Source organism: Acinetobacter sp. YH12231 (assembly GCF_013417755.1).
Taxonomy (GTDB): domain Bacteria; phylum Pseudomonadota; class Gammaproteobacteria; order Pseudomonadales; family Moraxellaceae; genus Acinetobacter; species Acinetobacter amyesii.
Genome location: NZ_VPDJ01000031.1, coordinates 1 through 22,921, shown reverse-complemented (window position 1 = coordinate 22,921; position 22,921 = coordinate 1). Strand labels below are relative to the sequence as shown.

At 41.7% G+C, this 22,921-nt stretch carries 13 protein-coding genes and 1 pseudogene; 12 read left to right on the top strand and 2 right to left on the bottom strand.

The genetic code is table 11. From position 1 onward, the window contains the following. Positions 1-42 precede the first annotated feature (42 nt). Genes pglX through brxL form a run of 3 tightly spaced genes read left to right on the top strand, consistent with a single transcriptional unit; the run spans position 43 to position 8,328 of the window. On the top strand, positions 43-3,591 hold the full coding sequence (gene pglX, locus FTV11_RS15270; protein WP_180004193.1) for a BREX-1 system adenine-specific DNA-methyltransferase PglX: 3,549 nt from the start codon (positions 43-45) through the stop codon (positions 3,589-3,591). Positions 3,592-3,634: 43 nt separating this feature from the next. Next, complete coding sequence (gene pglZ / locus FTV11_RS15265) at positions 3,635-6,259, top strand: BREX-1 system phosphatase PglZ type A (RefSeq protein WP_180004191.1); 2,625 nt, start codon at positions 3,635-3,637, stop codon at positions 6,257-6,259. 29 nt (positions 6,260-6,288) lie between these two features. Next, positions 6,289-8,328, top strand: a complete 2,040-nt coding sequence (gene brxL, locus FTV11_RS15260; protein ID WP_005021615.1) for a protease Lon-related BREX system protein BrxL — start codon at positions 6,289-6,291, stop codon at positions 8,326-8,328. Positions 8,329-8,451: 123 nt separating this feature from the next. On the opposite strand, the pseudogene FTV11_RS15255 reads toward brxL, so the two are convergent. Then, positions 8,452-8,688, bottom strand: a pseudogene (locus FTV11_RS15255) (hypothetical protein); the annotation flags it as partial. Positions 8,689-8,977: 289 nt separating this feature from the next. Here FTV11_RS15255 and FTV11_RS15250 point away from each other — a divergent pair. The 7 genes from FTV11_RS15250 (at position 8,978) to FTV11_RS15220 (ending at position 17,938) form a co-directional block, all read left to right on the top strand. Further along, positions 8,978-9,394 carry a cation efflux protein, CzcI-like gene (locus FTV11_RS15250; protein WP_227591103.1) on the top strand — a complete coding sequence of 139 codons (417 nt, stop codon included), beginning with the start codon at positions 8,978-8,980 and terminating at the stop codon, positions 9,392-9,394. A 48-nt stretch (positions 9,395-9,442) separates the two neighbouring features. Then, a complete protein-coding gene (locus tag FTV11_RS15245; RefSeq protein ID WP_035269736.1) occupies positions 9,443-10,768 on the top strand; it encodes a TolC family protein in 1,326 nt (441 codons plus the stop codon). A 1-nt stretch (position 10,769) separates the two neighbouring features. Next, positions 10,770-11,999, top strand: a complete 1,230-nt coding sequence (locus FTV11_RS15240) for an efflux RND transporter periplasmic adaptor subunit (RefSeq protein ID WP_016658777.1) — start codon at positions 10,770-10,772, stop codon at positions 11,997-11,999. Then, positions 11,989-15,129: an efflux RND transporter permease subunit gene (locus FTV11_RS15235; RefSeq protein ID WP_179994455.1), complete on the top strand. Its 3,141-nt coding sequence runs from the start codon at positions 11,989-11,991 to the stop codon at positions 15,127-15,129. The genes FTV11_RS15240 and FTV11_RS15235 overlap by 11 nt, the downstream gene beginning before the upstream one ends. A gap of 86 nt (positions 15,130-15,215) precedes the next feature. After that, positions 15,216-16,115: a cation diffusion facilitator family transporter gene (locus tag FTV11_RS15230; RefSeq protein ID WP_005028603.1), complete on the top strand. Its 900-nt coding sequence runs from the start codon at positions 15,216-15,218 to the stop codon at positions 16,113-16,115. Between the two features lie 186 nt (positions 16,116-16,301). Next, the gene (locus tag FTV11_RS15225) at positions 16,302-16,868 is read left to right on the top strand and encodes a recombinase family protein (RefSeq protein WP_000678311.1); all 567 of its coding nucleotides are present in this window, start codon (positions 16,302-16,304) and stop codon (positions 16,866-16,868) included. A gap of 251 nt (positions 16,869-17,119) precedes the next feature. Further along, positions 17,120-17,938, top strand: coding sequence for an AraC family transcriptional regulator (locus FTV11_RS15220; RefSeq protein ID WP_032073151.1), 819 nt, complete (start codon positions 17,120-17,122; stop codon positions 17,936-17,938). A gap of 27 nt (positions 17,939-17,965) precedes the next feature. Here FTV11_RS15220 and FTV11_RS15215 read toward each other — a convergent pair whose 3' ends face one another. Beyond that, positions 17,966-18,562 (bottom strand): LysE family translocator, encoded by a 597-nt coding sequence (locus FTV11_RS15215; RefSeq protein ID WP_074163998.1) that lies wholly within the window; start codon positions 18,560-18,562, stop codon positions 17,966-17,968. A 426-nt stretch (positions 18,563-18,988) separates the two neighbouring features. Here FTV11_RS15215 and FTV11_RS15210 point away from each other — a divergent pair, with 426 nt between their 5' ends. Next, a complete protein-coding gene (locus FTV11_RS15210; protein WP_032073150.1) occupies positions 18,989-20,152 on the top strand; it encodes an efflux RND transporter periplasmic adaptor subunit in 1,164 nt (387 codons plus the stop codon). After that, on the top strand, positions 20,149-22,921 hold a 2,773-nt coding region (locus FTV11_RS15205), incomplete at its 3' end, for a multidrug efflux RND transporter permease subunit (RefSeq protein ID WP_373688027.1). The genes FTV11_RS15210 and FTV11_RS15205, both read left to right, overlap by 4 nt.

Genomic DNA, 22,921 nt, shown 5'->3' with positions numbered 1-22,921 from the left:
GGTTAGGGATATCGGCATCAGTCATTAATTAAAGGTTTAAAGATGAATACCAGTAATATTAAAAAATACGCACCGCAAGCACGAAATGATTTTATCGCAGCGATGCGCAAGCAAGCCGCTAAATATGGCATCACCGCAGACCGCATTTTACCGGCAGAACAGAAAGGGGACTTGCTGCTGATTGGCGATCAGGTTTTTCCGCTATCAGTCATGAAACCACGTGAGAAGCTGATCAAGCGCATTCAAACCAGCAGTTTTGAGCAGACGATTGATTATATCGCTTATAGCTGGTTTAACCGTCTCTGTGCCATTCGCTACATGGAATGCAAAGGCTTACTGGATCATGGTCGCCGTGTGCTGAGCAGTGCCGATGGTAGTGCAGGCTTGCCGCAGATTCTGGAAGAATGTCTGGACATTGAGCTACCGGGTTTAGATGCCAGCCGTGTGGCTGAACTCAAGCTGGATGGCAATAAAGACGAAGAACTCTATCGTGAATTGTTACTGGCGCAGTGTCATGCGTTGAATCAGGTGATGCCACTCCTGTTCGAACAGGTGTCTGATGAGTCAGAACTGTTATTACCGGATAACCTGACCAAAACCGATTCGTTGATCCGTGATCTGGTCAGCAGTATTCCAGAAGAAGACTGGTCGGATGTGCAGATTATTGGCTGGCTGTATCAGTTCTATATTTCTGAAAAGAAAGACCAGGTGATTGGTAAAGTTGTCAAAAGTGAAGATATCCCTGCCGCGACACAATTATTCACCCCAAACTGGATTGTGAAATACCTGGTACAGAACAGTGTTGGTCGTCTATGGATGATGGCACAGCCAGAAAGTATGCTTGCCAGTGGGTGGGAATACTATATTCAGCCGGCTGAGCAAAGCGATGAAGTCAATGCACAGTTAAAACAGCTGATTGATGTACGGATCAGTGAAGATGGCGATAGCTTAAACCCTGAAAGCATTACGGTACTGGATCCGGCCTGTGGTTCGGGGCATATTCTGGTGGAAGCCTACGATTGCTTAAAAGCGATTTATTTGGAACGTGGTTACCGCAGTCGTGATATTCCACGTTTGATTCTGGAAAACAACCTGTACGGGATTGATATTGATACCCGTGCCGCGCAGTTAGCCAGTTTTGCGCTATTGATGAAAGCGCGTGAGGATGACCGCCGTTTATTTAGCAATCCACCGAAGCTGAATATTATTGCGCTACAAGACAGTCAGGATTTAGATGCAGATCAAATCTGGAAAGATCTCAACTTAAACCAAGCATGGCAAAAAGGCAGTCATGTCGATCTGTTTGGCAATGATCAAAAGGATTTAAGCAGTCCTGAAAATGACGAACGTTTTAAGCTGATTCAGGAAGTTTTAGCTAAGTTTAAAGAAGCCTCAACTTTTGGTTCTTTAATTTGTATGGATAGCCCAGAACAAGATTTTATCGATTTGCAAAATACCTTAGAAGGCTTGGTTATTGAGGGCGATACCTTACAGAAAGCCGCTGCTAAAAAATTATTGCCTTTGGTTATACAAGCAAAACTTTTAGCGAAAAAATATGATGCTGTAATCGCTAACCCGCCGTATATGGGTGCGAATACAATTACAAACTTAAAAGAATTCGCTAAAGATTACTATCCTGATAGTAAATCAGACCTCTTTGCCATGTTTATAGAACGTGGTTTCGATTTTTGTAAAGAATCTGGTGCTAGTAGTATGGTAACAATGCAGGGATGGATGTTTTTAACATCATATCAAAACATGCGGGAAAAATTACTTCTAAATCATTCAATTTGGACTATGGCTCATTTGGGAGCCCGAGCTTTTCCAGAGATATCAGGCGAAGTTGTACAGACTGTAGCATTCGTAGGTCAAAAAAAACATATAGGGGGTGTAAAGCCGGCTTTCTTCAGATTAGTAGATAAAAATCATGAGGAAAAACAATACCTATTAAAAAATAATTTAAATCGCTTTGATACAACCATTCAAGAAGATTTCCAAAAAATACCATGTAGTCCTATAGCATATTGGGTAGGTAATTCTATACGTGATAATTTTGAGAAAATGCCAGCATTAGCGGATATAGCTAATGCTAAAAGTGGACTAACAAGCGGAGATAAACCTAGGTTTGTAAGAGAGTGGTATGAAGTCAATCATACTAAGATCAATTTTGTAGCCAAAAATAATCAAATTAATTTAAATAAATGGTTCCCACATAATGATGGTGGTACTGCAAGAAAATGGTATGGAAACAGAAATCATATTATTAATTGGGAAAAAAATGGATTTGCAATTAAACAGCAGCGTAATTCTACCATTCGAAATCCATCATATTATTTTAAAGCTGGCGTAACCTGGACAGATATTTCGAGTTCTTTTTTTTGTGCAAGATTAGTAGATGAAGGCTTTATATTTGAAAATACAGGTTCTATGGTTTTTTCAAATAATTTAATAACAACATTAGGTTTATTAAATTCAAAAGTTGTTTTCTACTATATGAATCTTATGAATCCTACCTTACATTTTGGAGTTGGCGAAATAAATAAACTTCCATTTGATGTACAAGCAGCTAATGAAGAAAATATTAAGGTTTGTGTTCAATTATCTAAATATGATTGGGACTCCTACGAAACCTCATGGGACTTTACCCAAAACCCCATTATTCGTAGCCAACAGCCAAACTTAGAACTAGCGTTTAACACATGGCAACAGCAAAATACTGACGCCGTGGCTGAAATGAAACGCTTGGAAGAAGAAAACAATAAGCTGTTTATTGATGCTTATGGTTTACAGGATGAACTTACACCAGACGTACCAGATGAACAGATCACTTTAACTCGTGCCGACCGTGAAAAAGACAGCCAGCGTTTAGTCTCTTATGCACTTGGCTGCATGATGGGGCGTTATAGTCTGGATGAACCAGGTCTGATCTATGCCCATGCAGGTAATCAAGACTTTGATGCTAGCCGTTATCAAACATTCCCGGCAGATGCTGACGGTATTATTCCATTGACCGAAATGCACTGGTTTGAAGATGATGCAACGCACCGTATTCGAGAGTTCTTAACTGCCGTTTGGGGGAAAGAGACACTGGATGCCAATATGCAGTGGCTCGCAGAAAGCTTAGATAAAAAAGCCAGTGAAACGGCTGAAGACACCATTCGCCGTTACCTCGCCAGCAAGTTCTATAAAGATCACATGCAGACCTATAAAAAGCGCCCGATCTACTGGCTATTCAGCAGTGGTAAACAGGGGGCTTTCCAGGCGTTGGTGTATTTGCATCGTTATAACGAAAGCACCTTGGCGCGTATGCGTACCGAATATGTTATGCCACTGATTTCCAAAATGTCCGCCTATGCTAATTCTCTGGAAACAGCAAAAGAAAGCAGTGACTCTGCGGCTGAAATCAAACGCATCGAGAAAAAACTGCAAGACTTGCATAAGCAACAGGCTGAACTCAGTACTTTTGAAGAAAAGCTGCGTCATTATGCCGATCAGCGTATTACGTTAGATCTGGATGATGGGGTGAAAGTCAATTATGGCAAGTTTGGGGACTTGTTGGCTGAAGTCAAAGCGATTACGGGGGAGAAATGATGAATGCTTTTTCTCCGGTACTAGACCTTGATGAGGTCGTTGCATGAATTTAAGTCAACTACAACAAGGTCTGGAACAAGCCTTTTATATTGAACAGCACCGGATTGTCTTCTGGTACGATGCGGAACAGTCCTTTAGCGAAGAAGTAAAGGCGTTAAAACTGAATGATGTTCATATTCTGAATATGGCAGAAGAATCCAGCCTTGCGATTAAGCTTAAACTGGAACTTGAGGATCAGCAGGGCAAATACTTGCTGTATTTTCCAAGTCCTGAGCCTGAAACTGAAAAAGACTGGTTACTGGACATCAAGCTCTATTCACGCATCTTCTATGCCGATCGTTTCTCGATTATTTTCAATGAGCTTGGGCTACAGCAACAAAGTTTAAGAGAACATCTGGCCAAACGTGAAGAGTTCCTCAAAGCCAAAGCCCGTCTGAGCGCATTAAAACGTTATACCCAGCCTGATGCAGATGAACAGAATCTGGATATGGCCATGATTGCAGCTGTGGTCAAGGCCGACAGTGCCGAACTCATGCATATCGTTCTGGCACTGGCAGATGAAATGGTACAGCAGAACCTGGCTCTGGAAGTCAATCCAGACTCCTTTGCTGAACTGGAAAAATTCCAACTGGTGCCAGCTTTGGTCACCGCATTACAGGCGGAAATTGGTTATCCAGCATCGGTTGAAGAATTGAATGGGGAAGCACCATTCAAGCTCGGTACGTTCTTTATCCGTTTGATGACTACAGGTTTCTGTGAAAGCCTGGGCGATATACCGCTATGGGCTCAAGAACTGGTGATGTCATCCGTCAGCTCCCGTGCGACGGCTAGAGCCTTTTTGTCGCGCTGGAGAGACAGTTCTAAATACTACCCAACCTTCGATACGCTTTCCCAGACCGTGGCGAATGCACTGCGGATCCAGGAGAGGGTCGGGGCCTTTGATCTGGGGCAGCTGCTGGATGTCATGACCTTTGAAGTGATTGAACAAAAGATCATTGTTGATTTGGCCAGTCATATCCCTGCAGCAACCAAAGCTGAACTGGAACATTTCAGAACGATTATTTCTACCCGTCTGGATGGTTATTGGGCTTCCAAACATAAGGATGATGCAACACGCCGTAAATATCGTACTGTCTATACAGCGTTGCAGGCAGCCATTGAGCTGTTTAGCCTGCGACAGCAGTTTGATGCCGGTTTCTATTTCGACTCCAGTGAAGCTTTGTATAAAGCCTACGAGCAGGAGTTGTATCGCTTTGATATGGCCTATCGCCACTACAGTGCTGCTTCTCAACGCGCTCATGTCGATATCCTGAAAAAACTCGATGAAGAAGTGGAAAATTGCTATTCCTACTGGTTTATTGACCACTTGGCACGCAACTGGGGCGAGCGGATTGAAGCTGAGCAACGCTTGAATGTCTGGAAAATGGCAGATATCCCAAATCAGCAGAACTTCTACGATACTCACGTTAGACCCTTACTCAGTTCCGCAACGAAACGCCGTATTGTGGTGATTATCAGTGATGCTTTCCGTTATGAAGCTGCGGTAGAGCTGCGTGATCGTATCAATGAAAAGCGTTATTCTGAAGCGACCTTGTCTTCACAGCTGGGCGTTGTCCCAAGTTACACCACACTTGGCATGGCCTCGTTGTTGCCGCATCAGACTTTGGAGTACAAAGAGGCCGCAGGTGATGATGTTTTAGTAGATGGGCAGTCCAGCAAAGGGACTGCAGCACGATCCAAAATTCTGGCTGCCTATAATGGATTGGCAGTAACCGCTGAAATGGTAAAAGGCTGGTCGCGTGATGAAGGCCGTGAAGCGCTGAAAGATCATGAGCTGATTTACGTTTATCACAACGTGATTGATGCACGCGGTGACAGTGCCTCGACAGAATCAGAAACCTTTATGGCGGTAGAACATGCTATTGAAGAGCTGACCGAACTCAGCCGCAAAATCTTAATGCACTTCAATATTTCTACCCTGTTGATTACAGCCGACCATGGCTTCCTGTTCCAGCAAAGTAAACTGGAATCTGCGGATCGTTCAAGCTTGACTGAAAAACCTGCCAATACATTGAAGAGCAAAAAACGCTATGTGATTGGGCATGGTTTACCAGAGAGCAAGGAAGCCTGGAAAGGCTCAACCCAAGCTACGGCAGGCACATTATCTGCGACTGATTTCTGGATTCCAAAAGGGGCGAACCGTTTCCATTTCGTAGGAGGCTCACGTTTCGTGCATGGCGGCATCATGCCTCAGGAAATTGTGGTACCGGTACTGATGGTAAAACAGCTACGTGGTGAAAAGGCTGGACAGCGGACCAAGCGTAAAGTTGAGGTCATTTCTACCAAATCCACGCTGAAGATGGTCAATAACATCCAGAAGTTTGATTTGATGCAAACCGAAGCTGTCAGTGAGCTGGTCATGCCAGTGACTTTATCCATTGCCATTTATGATGGGGATCTTAAAGTTTCCAGTGAAGAAACTTTGACTTTTGATAGCACTACCGACTCTGTTGCCGATCGGGTCAAACAGGTCAGACTGTCATTGTCTGGCACTGATTTTGACCGTAAGAAAGATTACTTCCTGGTACTGAAAGACAAAGACCTGAATATCGAGATGCAACGCTATAAGGTCACCATTGATTTGGCATTTACCGATGACTTCTTCTAATAACGAATTAACGATAGAGCGTAGCCTACATGGAATCTGCTAACGATAAAGAACTGGATCAGCTGCTGAATGAACACTTTGCTGGGCGGGTGGTACGTAAGGATCTAACTAAACTGATCAAAGAAGGGGCCAATGTCCCTGTCTATGTACTCGAATACCTGCTGGGGATGTACTGTGCCTCGGATGATCCAGAGATCATTGAACAGGGACTACGTAACGTAAAGACCGTACTGGCTGAGAACTACGTCCGACCGGATGAAGCCGAGAAGGTGAAATCCCTGGTCCGTGAACGGGGCAGTTATAAGGTCATTGATCGGGTGACTGTAAAGCTGAATGAGCGTAAAGACAAATACGAAGCATCATTTAGTAATCTTGGCATCAAAGATGCCGAAATCTCGGCAGGCATCGTCAAAGAGTATGAAAAATTACTTGTTGGTGGTATCTGGGTCATTGCTACGCTCAGTTATTATTTTGAAGAAGGACAGACTAGTTCTCCATTTGGCGTGAGCTTACTCAAGCCGATTCAAATGCCGAATATGAATATGGATGAACTTTTCAGTGGCAGAGCAGCATTAAGCACTGATCAGTGGCGCGAGAGTTTAATCCGTTCGATCGGCATGGAACCGGCTTCGTTAAAAGAGGATGTGCAATGGCACCTATTAGCGCGTATGGTTCCGTTCGTTGAAAATAACTATAACGTTTGTGAACTGGGACCACGCGGTACCGGGAAAAGCCATATTTACAAAGAGTGTTCACCGAATAGTATTTTAGTCTCCGGTGGACAAACGACTGTCGCCAACCTGTTCTATAACATGAGTAGCCGCCGTATTGGTCTGGTGGGCTTATGGGATGTGGTAGCTTTTGATGAAGTTGCTGGTATTTCCTTTAAGGACAAAGATGGCGTACAGATCATGAAAGACTACATGGCCTCAGGATCTTTTGCCCGTGGTCGTGAACAGATGGAAGCCTCAGCTTCGATGGTTTTTGTGGGTAATATTAACCAAAGTGTTGAATCCTTGGTGAAGACTAGCCACTTATTGGCTCCTTTTCCTGAAGCCATGATCGATTCAGCATTCTTTGATCGCTTTCATGCCTATATCCCGGGTTGGGAAATTCCGAAAATGCGCCCGGAATTCTTTACCAACCGTTATGGCTTGATCGTTGATTATCTGGCTGAGTTCTTCCGGGAAATGCGTAAGCGTAGTTTTGCGGATGCCATTGAGAAGTACTTTAAGCTAGGGAATAACCTGAATCAGCGTGATGTGATTGCCGTTCGCAAGACGGTTTCTGGATTGATGAAGCTGCTCTACCCACATGGTCAATTTAACAAAGAAGATGTACGGCAATGCCTGGAATATGCGCTGCAGGTGCGCCGTCGGGTCAAAGAACAGCTGAAAAAAATTGGGGGGATGGAATTCTATGATGTGCATTTTAGCTATATCGACAATGACACCCTAGAAGAGCATTTTGTTTCGGTAAAAGAGCAGGGTGGAGGTGGACTTATTCCCGAAGGTCCTGCTAAACCAGGCTTCCTGTATACCATTGGCCTCAGTAATAAGGGCATGCCAGGCTTATACCGCTTAGAACTTCAAGTCACTAAAGGTTCAGGAAAATTGGCGACATCTGGCTTATGGAATTCAAGTAGTGCCAAAGAACAGGTCAAGATTGCTTTTGATTACTTCAAGGCCAATGCATCCCGGATCTCGGGGGGCAGTAAGGTGCTGGAACATGATTTCCACTTACATGTGGTGGAATTACAGAATACCGGCCCGCTCAGCCATCTTGCTCTGCCAAGTTTAGTGGCTTTCGCTTCTGGCCTCTTAGGACGATCGGTACAAAGTCAGATGGTGGTACTGGGTGATATGAGCTTGGGTGGTTCAGTGACACCGGTGGAAAGTATTGCCGAATGTCTGCAAGTTGCTTTTGATGCGGGTGCCAAGAAGGTTGCTTTACCAATGAGTAGTGCGGCAGATATCCCAACGATTCCTGTGGAACTGTTTACCAAGTTCCAGACCAGCTTTTATGCAGATCCGGTGGATGCGGTGTTTAAAGGGTTAGGGGTGGATTAATTTCATATCTGTCTGGAAGAGTTACAGTAGATTGTTTTAAATTCAGTTTCTCAAGTTAAACACCATGTTGTAAAAGCATAATACTGCCTCTTTTAAAGAGCTAGTATTTTAGGGGGGATTACCCTTCATTTTTTTTTGATCAGATATCTGTTGTACTTTGACAGGATTTTGTTGATCTAAATATTTTTGATACCAAACACGCAATGTTTCAGGAGTACAACCGATTTTAGGATCAATAGCTGTGATTGCTGCCCAAGTAGAAGGATAATCTTTTTCAGATTCAATCAATAATTGAACCGCTCTTTCTCTGATTTCAGGGGGCAATTTTACTTTGCCATTTGTAAGGTAAAAGGGGTCAATTTTAGAATGCCGTTGACAATGTATCGCCTTTTGAGTTTGAAGCAATGTACAATGATAAGATTAACCCGTTAGGTCAGGTGGCCTAACTTAAATAAAAAGTCTCCGACAAACCCGGTACGGTTCACTATCTATTGTTATTCTTACCTGAAATTGATGTGAGCTTATAGAGACAAGGTAAATTTGCAAAAGTGCCGGCTATTCAGTGTTCATTGAATGTTTAATTTAATTTATTAAGCTTGACCTTGGAGTGGCTCTAAGCCTTATACTTGGTACAAATTTTTCGATTGTTATGATGATGCGTTCTACTACATGGATTACAGTCTTGGTTGGATTGTTCATGTTCCAAAGCTTTTGGAATGTGGCGGCGGCCTTTTGTGTCCATGAACAACAGCCTCAATCACAGCAGAGTTATCATTTTGGTCATCACCAAAATACCTTGTGTGCCAGCGATAGTCGTCAACACGATCATAATGGACAGTCAGAAAACATAAAAACATTCAGTAGCGATTTAGAAATCGGTGAAGATCATCAAGATCATCTACCATCGATGACGCATTTGATTGTACAAAATGAAAAAGTAGATGTGTTTCATCCAAGCTCTGAAGTTAAAGTGAATCCACAATTTCATTGGAAAAACAGCTATCAGGCTCCTGACCTGTTTCAACAAAGCCCACCTCCCGAATTTTCCCCGCTCATGGTGGGGTAGCCTAAAACATTCCCACCACTTTTATTATTTAAATAAGTGGGAAAAATCATGTCTTCACAATCAATTATACTCTTGCGTCATAGCTTGGTTGCTTGTATATGTGCAGCGGCTATGCAATATAGCTATGCTGAAAACGTTACCAGCTTTGAATCCGCTTTAGCAAAAGTACAAAGTTACCAGACTCAAGACAAGCTGTGGCAACAAGTTCAGCAAATATCTGAATTGAATATTCAGCAAAGTCGGTTATGGCAGAATCCAAGTATAAGTTTAGAACAGTCTGGCTTTGGCTCAGGTCAAGAACAGGAATTCAATGTTGGCGTTAGTCAACCTCTAGATCTATTTGGTCAGCGTAAGCTGAACCGGGTGATTGCCAATACCTCGAATCAACAAATCCAATTGCAACAGCAATTATGGAAGGCACAAAGCCAACTGATTGTTAAATTTGCATGGTCGCAATTTGCACTTGCTGAGGTTGAGCAGTCTGCTTATTCAGTACAGTTAAAAACAAGTAAAGCCAATCTGGACAGTGCCCAGAAACGCTATCAGGCAGGCAGTATTGCCCTGGTTGATTTTGAGCGTACCCAAATTGAAGCGCTAGAAATCCAACGACTTTATCAGCAAGCGATGCTGAATAAACAAGCTGCCGGTCGTCAGCTGTCTAATTTGTGGGGGGGAGAAACATCTTCACATCTTCAATTGAATAAAACCGCTATCCCTTGGCCAGAGCAAAGTCTCCAAACTGTGCAACGGTATATTGCTGAAGGGTGGCTAGAAAAATTCTATGCCTTGAACATTCAGCAATCGGATCATCAAATTGAAAATTTAAGAATTCAGGCACGTCCCAATCCGACTTTAAATGTAGGCATGAAACGTAGCAAAACCCCTAATGAAAGCAACGATACGACTTTGGCAATCGGCGTGGCTATTCCACTGAATATTTTTAACCGCCAGCAATATGCGATCCCGATGGTCCAGCAACAGCAAATATTGCTGAACCAACAGCAGCAGCGTGAGCTGAAGCAACAAATACTCAATATTGCCAACAGCATGCATCAGCTCAAAGGTTTACGTAGCCAGTTCGATGCCACAACAGCACAAGTTACTTTGGCGACCAAAGTTCAGAGCCGTACTTTACAAGGGTTTCAGGCAGGGAAACTGTCCATTACCGACGTTCAGCAAGCAACCACCCAACTGCAGAATCTTCGATTGGGTCAATTACAAATTCTACGTCAAGCTTGGCAAACTGCCCTCGCAGCTGAGGCACTCAGTATTGGCACAAGTTATGAAGAAATTAGCCGTTCGGATGCCTATACACAACTGAATAAAAAGGCAGTCGAAGCATCGCAAAATTTAATCAATGGGGGAGCACGATAAAATGAACGCCAAGCAAAACGGAAAAATATCCCAGTCTCTCATGATTGCAATTTTGATTCTGATTACGGTCTTGGTCAGTCTGGTTATTTGGTTAAGTTCAAAAAAAACTGAATCTGAGGGGCATGGTCATGATGAGGGAAATGCCGAACATTCTGATGAAGATAGTTCTGAAGAAGGACATGCTGAAGAAGGCGAAATACAACTGACCAGCCAACAAATGGTTGAACAAGGTTTAAAAGTTGCTGTTGCATCCACAGGATTGGTTGAAAAGCTGACAACCCTGCCAGGTAAATTGGTGGTGAATACCGATCAACAAGCGCATATATCGCCTAATTTTAGTGGTCATGTCGAGCAGGTCAATGTGGCTTTAGGACAGAGCGTGCAAAAAGGACAAACGCTGGCTGTACTAATCGTGCCTGAACTGATCGACCAACAGGCAAATCTGCGTATGGCACAGGTGAATCTGGATTTGGCCCGTAAAGATTACCAGCGCGAACAGCAACTCTGGTCACAGGGGATTTCTGCCAAACAGGATTACCAGCGTGCCGAAAATGCCTACCGTCAAGCGCAGATTACTGTCCAGTCCTCACAAGCACGTTTAAATGCATTAGGTGCAAGTGGCAATAACAATGGGCGTTTTCTGATTAAAGCACCGATCTCTGGGGTGATCAGTCAAAAAGATATTGTGGTCGGTGAAAATGTGCAACTGGCTAATCAGCTCTTTGTCATTGAACAGCTGAAAGATTTATGGCTTGAGTTTAATTTGCCGAATCAATTCTCAGGTCAACTGCAAGCCGGGCAAAAAATTGACTTTAAAGTGAATGATTCAGATCAAATCTATAAAGCTACTGTACAAAGCTTAACCTCTCAGGCAGATGTACAAACAGGGCGTCTGGTGGTGCGCGCAAAACTCGATGCGCAAGCTACTGAGTTGCGTTCTAATGTGTTAGTGAGAGTGTTGATTCCGGAAGCTACAGCAAAATCAGCCCTTCGGATTCAAAAGTCTGCGCTGCAAAGTATTGAAGGTGAAGACAGTATTTTCATCGTAGATTCAGAACAAAAAGGTCAAGTCCACTTAAAAGCACAGAAAGTGCAATTGGGGCAGGCTTCAAGTGATGGACAATGGCTTGAAGTGATTTCTGGGCTGACTGAAGGGCAGAAGTATATCGCTCAAGGCAGTTTCTTGTTGAAATCTGAATTAGAAAAAGACGAGGCAGGCCATGAACATTAATTCTGATCTGCCAAAACCAGAAGGTTTATTCGAACGAATCATTCAGTTTTCCATACAAAATGCGATTTGGGTGTTGCTCTTTGTCTGTACCTGGATTGCGGTCGGGGTGTATAGCTATCAGAAACTCCCGATTGATGCTGTACCCGATATTACCAATACCCAAGTCCAGATTAATACTCAAGCCAAGGGTTTTACTGCGCTTGAAGTCGAACAGCGGATTACCTATCCCATTGAAAATGCCATGGCTGGCATTCCGGATCTGGAGCTTACCCGTTCCATATCCCGTTATGGACTCTCTCAAGTCACCATTGTCTTTAAAGATGGGACTGATATTTATTGGGCCCGTCAGCAGATTAACCAACGGATACAGGAGGCGCAATCTGAGTTGCCTGCACAAATCGCACCGACGATGTCCCCCGTTTCTACGGGTCTCGGTGAGATTTATCAATGGGTACTGAAGGCAGATCCGAATGCGAAAAAGCCGGATGGAACTGCATACACGCCGATGGATTTACGTGAGATTCAGGACTGGATTGTGCGTCCTCAACTGCAACGTGTTAAGGGAGTTGCAGAGGTCAACAGTATTGGTGGTTTTGAAAAAACCTATGTGGTCTCTCCCGATTTAAACCGGATGCAGCAACTGAATATCTCATTAGAACAACTGCAACAGGCTTTAGCGCAAAATAATGAGAACCGAGGTGCAGGTTATATTGAAGACAATGGTCAGCAACTGACGGTACGTGTACCGGGTACATTCAATGGGCTTTCTGATATTGAGAACACCATGCTGGGTAGCCCAAATGGCAGCCCAATTCGGGTTGGTGATATTGCGCAAGTCTCTATTGGGCATGATTTAAGAACCGGTGGGGCAACCTATAACGGCAAAGAAACCGTTTTAGGGATTGCCATGATGGCGATGGGGGGAAATAGCCGGACTGTTTCTAAAGCTGTGGATGCCAAGCTTCAAGATATTCAGAATAGTTTGCCTAAAGGGGTAGTGATTGAAACGGTGTACGACCGTACTACCTTGGTTGAGAAGGCGATTAAAACCGTTCAGAAAAACTTGGTAGAGGGAGCAATCCTGGTCATCATCATTCTGTTCCTGTTTTTAGGGAATATCCGTGCTGCCTTGATTACTGCCTGTGTCATTCCACTCTCTATGCTGTTTACCTTAACCGGGATGGCACAGAAAAATATCAGTGCCAATCTGATGAGTTTAGGTGCACTCGATTTCGGCATCATTGTCGATGGTGCTGTGGTGATTGTCGAAAACTGTATCCGGCGTTTAGCCCATACACAGCAACTGTTAAAACGACCTCTCACACAAAGTGAACGCTTTAAGGAAGTTTTTCTGGCTGCCCGCCAAGCACGTCGTCCTCTTATTTTTGGTCAGCTTATTATTTTGGTGGTGTATTTGCCGATTTTTGCTTTAAGTGGTGTGGAAGCAAAAATGTTCCATCCGATGGCATTGACAGTGGTACTCGCCCTTGTTGCAGCCATTATTTTATCGATCACCTTTGTGCCTGCTGCTGTGGCATTGTGGGTCAAAGGCGATATTCAAGAAAAAGAAAGTCGTTGGATGTTATGGCTAAAAGCTAAATATCAGCAAACTCTTGATATTTCGTATCAATACAAAGCAGTTGTGCTGACTTTTGCACTGTGTGTATTAGTGATTACGGGATTTATCAGTACCAAACTCGGCAGTGAATTTGCACCACAGCTCAGTGAAGGAGACTTTGCGGTACAACAGTTACGTTCACCAAGTACAGGCTTAGAAGAGTCTTTACGTATTCAGGAGAATACTGAAAAACTTCTTTTAAAGAGTTTCCCTGAAATTAAGGCAGTATTTGCCAGAACGGGTACAGCCGAGGTTGCAACAGATGTCATGCCACCCAATATTTCAGATGGCTATATCATGTTAAAGCCTCGTTCAGAATGGCCAAATCCTAAAGAAAGTTTAGATGAATTACGTGGCCGTATGGTGACGTATTTAGCCACGATTCCAGGCAATAATAGTGAATTTTCACAACCGATTGAACTCCGATTTAATGAATTGATCTCAGGTGTGCGTAGTGATGTTGGTGTGAAAATCTTCGGTGATGATATGAATGTCCTCAATACTGAGGCGACTAAAATCTCCAAAATCATTCAGCAAATATCGGGTAGCAGTGCCGTGAAAGTTGAGCAGACCTCAGGTTTGCCATTACTGAATGTCGAGGTAAATAAAACTTTGGCTGCACAATATGGTTTGAGTGTGCGTTCAATTCAAGACCTTGTGGCAACCAGTATTGGTGGACAAAGCGTGGGAGAGATTTTAGAAGGCGATCGTCGTTTTGATTTTGTTATCCGTCTTGGAGAGCAAGACCGTAGTGTCGCATCTGTTTCCCAGTTACCTATTCAGCTTCCAAATGGTGGCAGTATTTTATTGTCGGATGTCGCGCAAGTCTCGACCATTGAAGGAATCAACCAAGTCAGTCGAGAAAATGGTAAACGCCGAGTTGTGGTTACAACGAATGTTGAAGGGCGTGATTTAGGGTCTTTTGTTTCTGATGTACAGACACAGCTCAAAGCATACACTTTGCCAAGTGGTTATTGGATAGAATATGGCGGTCAGTTTGAAAATTTGGCTTCAGCCAAAGCACGGATGCAAATCGTGATTCCACTGGCTTTAATCACTATCTTTATTTTACTGATGGCGGTCTTTCACAATGTCAAAGAAAGTCTATTGGTCTTTACCGGGGTACCCTTTGCCTTGACCGGTGGTGTGCTGTTCCTTTGGCTAAGGGATATTCCATTATCGATGTCAGCTGGAATTGGCTTTATTGCCTTATCTGGTGTTGCAGTCCTCAATGGACTGGTAATGCTGACCTTTATTAAGGAATTAAGGGACAAATATCCAGTGCATAAAGCCGTGTGGCAAGGGGCTATTTTGCGCTTAAGACCAGTGTTGATGACAGCTTGTGTGGCTTCACTGGGTTTTGTACCAATGGCGCTGGCAACCGGAACAGGGGCTGAGGTTCAACGGCCACTGGCAACCGTAGTGATTGGCGGGATTATCTCTTCAACATTACTAACTTTGGTGCTGTTACCCGTGCTTTATCGTTGGATAAATGAAAAGAAAGTTTCTTAATCCAATAGATTAGTCGATTTACAGCAGAGATATTGGCTGTTATCCAATATCTCTGCTCATCATAAATAGAATAAGGAAAATATTTTATGTCAGAACATCATGATCATAGCCATGCGGTTGTTACTGAAGAAAATAGTAAGAAGTTAATGGTTGCCTTAGGTTTAACGACTACTTTTTTAATAGTAGAAGTTGTCGCTGCTTTTATTACCCAAAGTTTGGCTTTGTTATCTGATGCAGCTCATATGTTTACTGATGTAGCCGCTTTAGCTATTGCTCTTGCCGCTATCAAAATTGGTAAAAAAGCCGCAGATGATAAAAGAACTTTTGGCTATCAGCGATTTGAAATTTTAGCGGCTCTGTTTAATGCGGTGATGCTTTTTGTGGTAGCAATATATATTGTATATGAAGCTTATCAACGTTTTACGAATCCTGCTGAAATTCAAAGTGTTGGAATGATGATTGTCGCGGTCATTGGTTTGGTCATAAATTTGATTTCAATGAAAATCCTTTCTGCTAGTGCTGAAGGAAGTCTAAATATAAAAGGTGCATATTTAGAAGTTCTTAGTGATGCTCTAGGATCGATAGGCGTGATTATCGGAGGAATAGTTATTTATTTTACCCAGTGGATGTGGGTTGATACCGTAATCGCTGTGTTAATTGGCTTCTGGGTCTTACCTCGAACTTGGATTTTATTAAAACAAAGTATTCATATTCTGCTTGAAGGAGTTCCTGATGAGATTGATATTGAGTCGTTAAGAAATGATTTATTGAAGCTAGAGGGCGTTGAAGGGATTCATCAGTTGAAAGTCTGGGCTATATCCTCAAGAAATATTCATTTAACTGCTCATTTGGTTGCTCCGAATAGCAATACAGATCAACTCTATCAAAAGGCCTTAGAAGTTCTAAAACATAATCATAATATTACTGAAATTACGTTACAAATAGAAAATACGAAATGTAATACATTGAACCAACATAAACACTAATTTGGACTTTAGTCTTCATATAGATGTTTTGTGTAACTTTAAAGTATACCCTAAAGTTACAATCTGGAAGTTCATGAAATTATGTATCATTTAAATGATTTTTAATCATAAGTAACATGTAACTTTAGTGTTAAAGAATTATAATTTACGAAATTGTTCATTTTTATCCAATTGGGGCGTGAAAAAGTGAAAGGCCAAAAAGTAGGGTATGTCCGGGTAAGTTCTGTCGAGCAAAACACTGGACGTCAACTTGAAGGAATTGAGGTCGACCGGATTTTTGTTGACCGTGCTTCAGGTAAAAATACTGACCGACCTAAATTTCAGGAAATGTTGAACTATGTCCGGGAAGGGGACAGGGTGATTGTACATTCAATGGATCGTTTTGCGCGAAGCCTAAAAGATTTGGTCACTGAAGTAGATAAACTGGTCAAACGAGGGATCGCCATCCAGTTTGTAAAAGAAAATATTACTTTTACAGCCGAATCCACCCCGATGGATAATTTGATGCTTCAAATGATGGGTGCTTTTGCACAGTTCGAACGTGAGATCATTTTAGAGCGGCAAAAGGAAGGAATAAAACTCGCCTCTGCTCAGGGGAAGTACAAAGGTCGGGTGCATAAACTAAAGCCTGACCAAGCTGAAGCTTTACGACAAGCATGGAAGGAGGGGAAGTATCCATCGAAAATGGCATTAGGGAAAGCTTTTGGGATTAGTCGTCAGGCGGTATACCGATATTTACAAGTTAGTGAATAGCTTATTGGGATTAGCAACTAAATTTAGTTTAACTTATAAAAATCATGAAACACTGTTCGAATTTTAAGCGTGGAACATGAATAATCAATAAAAAGCCGCTCTGCTGGTGCCCTATATTTCAGAACGGCTTGCTTTAATATAATGATATTTAAAGAGAAATATCAAGCATTACGTATAACGTGTATTATGTTAATTTTAGGAAAAGTGAAAAATAATCTACAATAGAATCTACGAAAAATTGGCCATCAATTATGCCTGATTTCTCCAGTGGAAATAATTGGATTGTGAGATCCCCCACTCAAAATCATAAATTAGAAAGAATTGAAGCATTTCTTTCCAATTATGCTTATAAACCTCACCGACATGATACTTATGCTATTGGCAGGACTCTTTCCGGAGTTCAAAACTTTCATTACAAAGGTACATTGCAACATAGCTTGCCAGGCATGACTATGGTTCTACACCCGGATGAAAAGCATGATGGTGAATCAGGAACATTAGATGGCTATCGCTATAGAATGATTTACATCGAACCAGCGATGATCCAAACCATTTTAAAGGGTAAACCTTTGCCTTTTATCAGACATGGCTTAAGTAATGATATTCGCCTGTTTAGGGCAATGGATAGCTTTCTAAATAATATAAATAATTATATGGATACCCTAGAAGAGGAAGATGCTCTATTTGATTTGGCAACTACACTGTGTGAAATTTCAGATACTTCATCTAACCAAAACAAAAAATTTGACTACAAGGCAGCAGAGAGAGCGCGTGAGTGTATTTTGGCGTATCCACATGAAAACTTAAGTTTGTCAGATTTAGAGAAACATGCTGATCGTGACCGCTGGAGCCTTTCTCGTGATTTCCGATTATTATTTGGAACTAGCCCACACCGTTATATGATCATGCGTCGCTTAGAAACAGTTAAGTTCTACCTTGCTCAAGGGGAGTCTATTGTTAATGCTGCTTTAAATGCAGGCTTTTTTGATCAGAGTCATATGACCAGACATTTTATAAAAACATTTGGTTTAACTCCCACTCAATGGAAAATGATAAATATTAAAAGATAGCCGTTCGATTTGAACGGCTAATTTGTCCTACAGCAGATTTATTCCATTAAGAAAATCTTTGAACATAAAAAGCCCTGATAAAATCAAGAGTATACCCATCAGCTTATTTAGCCGATTAAACCAGATAGGATTAGCAATTTTGTTGCCTAATACTTTTCCAACCAGAGCATAGGTGAATGGTGCGCCAACAGCACCAAGTGAAATCAGTAAAGAAACTATCAAGATCATGATTCCTGTGATTTTGGCTGCAGGGTACATAATTGTCGTAACAGGTAGAATGACGAGAATGGCTTTTGGATTTAATAACTGAATAAATAAGCCATTTAAGAATGTTAGATGGCTTTCTTGCTGTTGAGTTGTTTCTACATTCGCCCTAATCATTTTTATAGCCAAGTAGAATGTATAAATTGCACCCGCTAAAGCAATATAATGAATCAATCCATGTGGAATAACAGCTTCACCTATATAGCCAAACAATACGAATAAGATCAACATGGCGAAACCAATGCCTAGGTAAAATCCTATAGTCTTTTTTAATTGACCTGTAAGGCCAGAATTTAGCCCCATAAAATTTACAGGGCCTGGGCTATACATAACGCTTAATGTATAAAGAAATATTTCCACAGAGTTCACTCAATTAGATAGCAATAAACATCAAAGAGAGAACGGTATCGAGTTATAGGCCTTAAAGATTGTACGTTTGTGCTGAACTAATTAAAAATTTCTATTTAACTTATGTTCACCTAAAGTTCACTTCATAAGTGTATAAAGAAACTATGTATTGTATTTTCAATTGCTTATATAAATATTAGTCTTGGTTTAGAATTTTAAAGTTCATGAACTATGAGAAAAAACTAAGATACGATCAAAATTGTAGAACAACAAAATTATTTATACTAATTTACAAGCCACGCTGTTTAAGCGTGTCATTAAAAAATAAATCTTTTAATCTCTCCACACAATCTCCACACAATCTCCACACAACATCAGCAATTCATAAACACTGCTATTTCAAAATAGTAGTATCTAAAACCCCCCCTCTGAAAAAGCATGTCAACACATTATCATTTAATAGGTTCAATACTTATTACAACTGTACTTTTAATCGGCTGTACACAAGCCAAAGATGCTGAACAGTCCCCAACAGAAATGCCACCAGCGGTTGTCAGTACCATCACGGTATTACCGCATTCCATGAATTTAATTGAAAATCTTCCAGGCCGTGTTGTCGCTTACCGTATTGCTGAAATTCGCCCGCAAGTAGGTGGAATTGTTGATAAAGTACTTTTTAAGCAAGGCTCTTATGTGCAAGCAGGTCAACCGCTTTTTAAATTGAATTCTGAAATATTTCAGGCAGATGTAAAAAGCAATCAAGCCACTTTAAACCGTGCACAAGCTGAGGTGACACGTTTGCAGGTGCTGTTAAAACGCTACACTGAATTAGTAAAAGTAAATGCGGTTAGTCAGCAGGAATACAACAATACCGAAGCAGATTATCAAAAAGCAAAAGCCGATGTGGCGCAAATGCAAGCCATGTTAAGCAGACAACAACTTAATCTTAAATATGCGACTGTTACAGCCCCTATCTCGGGAACGATTGGTGAAATCTTAGTGACTGAGGGTGCATTAGTTGGTCAAGGTGATACTAATGCAATGGCCGTAATACAACAGATTAATAAAGTCTATGTTGATGTAAAGCAATCAATTAGTGATTATGAAAAACTACAGGAAGCTTTACAGCAAGGTGACGTGTCAAATACCAAACATACGGTTGAAATCCTAAATAGTCAGGGTAAACCTTATAACGTTACAGGTGAAATCCTATTTTCGGATACTAAAGTTGATCCTGATACGGGTGATGTCACAATCCGTATTTTAGCCAATAATGAAAATCAAAAACTTTTGCCAGGCATGTATGTTCGAGTCAATATGAGCCGAGCTCAAGTTGAAAATGCGCTCCTAGTTCCAGAACAAGCGATTCAACATGATATTAGTGGTAAAGCCAATGTTACGATTGTTAATCAAAAAGGTTTAGCGCAAAGCAAGCCTGTTCAGCTTGGTCAACGTTATCAAAATAACTATGTGATCAAACAAGGGTTACAAGCAGGTGAGAAAGTCATTGTTGAAGGGGCTGATCGTATACAGCCTGAGCAAAAATTAAAAATTAAGCAGTGGCAACCTACAAATATTAAGGAAAATGGAGGACAGCAATAATGTCCCAATTTTTCATTAGGCGTCCTATTTTTGCATGGGTGATTGCTTTATTTATTATTCTGTTGGGTGTACTAAGCATCCCCAAGTTACCTATTGCACGATTCCCAAGTGTTGCGCCACCACAGATTAGTATTACGGCAATCTATCCAGGTGCTACGCCAAAAACATTGAATGATAGTGTTGTGACCTTGATTGAGCGGGAAATGTCAGGTGTCAAAAACTTACTTTATTACAGTTCAAGTTCAGATAGTTCTGGAACAGCAACAATCACCGCAACATTTAAACCAGGTACAGATGTAGAACTTGCACAAATTGATGTGCAAAACAAAATTAAAGCCATTGAGTCACGCTTACCTCAAACAGTGCGACAACAAGGGCTGATGGTCGATGCTGCGTCGTCTGGTTTTTTAATGATGGTGGGCTTAAGTTCACCGAATGGCAAATATAGTGAAATTGATGTCAGTGACTATATGACTCGCTATGTGATTGAAGAATTAAAGCGGGTTGACGGTGTTGGTAAAGTCCAAAATTTTGGTGCTGAAAAAGCCATGCGGATTTGGGTCGATCCAGATCGTTTGGTTTCTTATGGATTGAGTATTCAAGATGTGAATACAGCCATCCAAAACCAAAACTTGCCGATATCACCAGGTCGTATTGGTGATGTTCCTGCTTTGACGGGGCAACAAATTACTATTCCTTTAACTGCTCAAGGTCAATTAGAAACTGTAGAGCAATTCAAGAAAATTAGTTTACGTGCTCAACAAAATGGCGCCAATGTTCGACTGTCGGATGTCGCTCGTGTCGAAATCGGGGCACAGATGTATAACTTTGCGATTTTAGAAAATGGCAAAGCCTCTACAGCTGTGGCGATACAAATGAGTCCTGGTGCCAACGCTGTCAAGACTGCAGAAGGTGTTAAAGCGAAAATTGAACAGTTAGGTTCAGCACTGCCTGATGGTATGAAATTCTCTATACCTTACGACACTGCACCTTTTGTAAAAATCTCGATTGAAAAAGTAATCATGACATTGCTTGAAGCTATGGCATTAGTTTTTATTGTCATGTTTATCTTTTTACACAATGTTCGATACACCTTAATTCCGGCGATTGTTGCACCGATTGCATTGCTTGGCACATTCTCAGTCATGCTGCTTGCTGGTTTTTCGATTAATGTGCTGACCATGTTCGGTATGGTGCTTGCGATCGGGATTATTGTCGATGATGCGATTGTGGTCATTGAGAATGTTGAACGCATTATGGCGACAGAAGGCTTATCTCCAGTTGAAGCCACATCTAAAGCCATGAAGGAAATTACCAATCCGATTATTGGCATCACCTTAGTGTTAGCCGCTGTATTCTTGCCGATGGCATTGGCGTCAGGCTCAGTGGGGATTATCTATCGTCAGTTCACCATTACCATGTCGGTTTCAATTTTATTCTCAGCTTTCCTTGCACTGACATTAACCCCTGCGTTATGTGCAACGATGTTAAAACCGATTGATCAAGACCATCAGAAAAAGGGTGTTTTTGCATCGTTTGATCGCAGTTTTGAGAAGCTGAACAATCGCTATGAACGCAGTTTATTTAAAGTAATTAAACATAAAACCCTCGCAATGTTATGTTTCTTAGGCATTGTCATTGTGCTGATTTTTAGTTTTAAACACGTTCCGACTGCGTTTATGCCAGAAGAAGATCAGGGGTGGTTTATGACTTCGATTCAACTTCCTGCGGATGCAACTCAAGAACGTACCCGTAAAGTCGTTGCTGAGTTTCAAAATTATTTAGACCAAGAAACGGGGATTAAAGACAATATGGCGGTCTTAGGTTTTGGTTTTAGTGGATCTGGTCAGAATACAGCGATGTATTTTACCAATCTATTGCCATTCGAAGAGCGTACTATTACGGCACAAGAAGTCGTGAATAATGCCAATATAGCGATGGCTGAAAGTTCAGAAGGTCAAACCATGTCTGTGTTACCACCAGCAATTGATGAATTGGGTAACTCATCTGGTTTTTCACTGAGATTATTAGATCGTGGCAATATTGGCATGCCTGCTTTAAGAGAAGCACAAGATCAGCTTTTAGCATTAGCAGCACAAAGTAAAATCGTGGCGGAGGTCTATCCTGAAGGTTTGCCAGATGGCAGTTCTGTACAGCTTAAAATTGATAGAGATAAATTGCAGGCATTAGGTGTTAATTTCAGTGATGTGACCGATATTATTTCAACCTCAATGGGTTCGATGTATATCAATGATTTTCCAAATCATGACCGTATGCAGCAAGTCATTGTGCAACTTGATGCCAAATCACGCATGAGTATTGAAGATATTCTTCAGATTAAGGTGAACAGTCAAAGCGGTAAATTGGTTTCAATGTCTGAAATAATTACTCCAATTTGGCAACATTCCCCACAACAATACAATCGTTACAACGGTCGTCCATCATTGAGTATTTCTGGCAGTCCAGCAGCAGGTATATCTTCAGGACAAGCCATGACTGAGATGGAAAATTTGATTGAACAACTTCCGAAAGGTGTGGGTTATGAGTGGACTGGGATTTCTCTAGAAGAAAAACAGTCGGAATCACAAACCTTGTTTTTATTACTGTTGTCGATGTTAGTCGTTTTCCTTGTCTTGGCAGCGCTTTATGAAAGCTGGTCAATTCCATTCTCTGTGATGCTAGTTGTCCCTCTAGGGTTGATTGGCGCCTTTTTAGCAGTAATGTTACGTGGTATGCCAAATGATATTTTCTTTAAGGTCGGCATGATCA